Source organism: Streptomyces smyrnaeus, from assembly GCF_017676345.1.
GTDB lineage: Bacteria > Actinomycetota > Actinomycetes > Streptomycetales > Streptomycetaceae > Streptomyces > Streptomyces smyrnaeus.
The window spans coordinates 1-455 of sequence record NZ_JAFFZM010000064.1 but is presented as its reverse complement, the minus strand read 5'-3'; the positions used below and the strand labels follow the sequence as shown (position 1 = coordinate 455).

General features: G+C 69.9%; 1 protein-coding gene. It reads right to left on the bottom strand.

The genetic code is table 11. The features are described from left to right. A partial coding sequence (locus JW613_RS35485) for a beta-ketoacyl synthase N-terminal-like domain-containing protein (RefSeq protein ID WP_209215314.1) occupies window positions 1-455 on the bottom strand: 455 nt, incomplete at both ends.

Sequence of the window (455 nt, the reverse complement as noted above, 5' to 3'; positions counted from 1 at the left end):
GGCAGCACACCGTGCCGCATCGCCTGCACCATCTTGATGACACCCGCAACCCCAGCCGCCGCCTGCGTATGCCCCAGGTTCGACTTCACCGACCCCAGCCACAACGGCCGCCCCCCGGACCGCTCCTGCCCATACGTCGACAACAACGCCTGCGCCTCGATCGGATCGCCCAGCGTCGTGCCCGTCCCATGCCCCTCGACCACATCCACATCAGCAGCCGACAACCGGGCACCCGCCAACGCCTGCCGGATCACCCGCTCCTGCGACGGACCGTTCGGCGCCGTCAAACCATTGCTGGCGCCGTCCTGGTTGACGGCGGAACCGCGAACGACCGCGAGCACCCGATGCCCGTTGCGCCGCGCGTCCGACAGCCGCTCCAACAGCACCAGGCCCACGCCCTCCGACCAACCCACACCATCAGCCGCAGCCGAGAACGCCTTGCACCGACCGTCCCG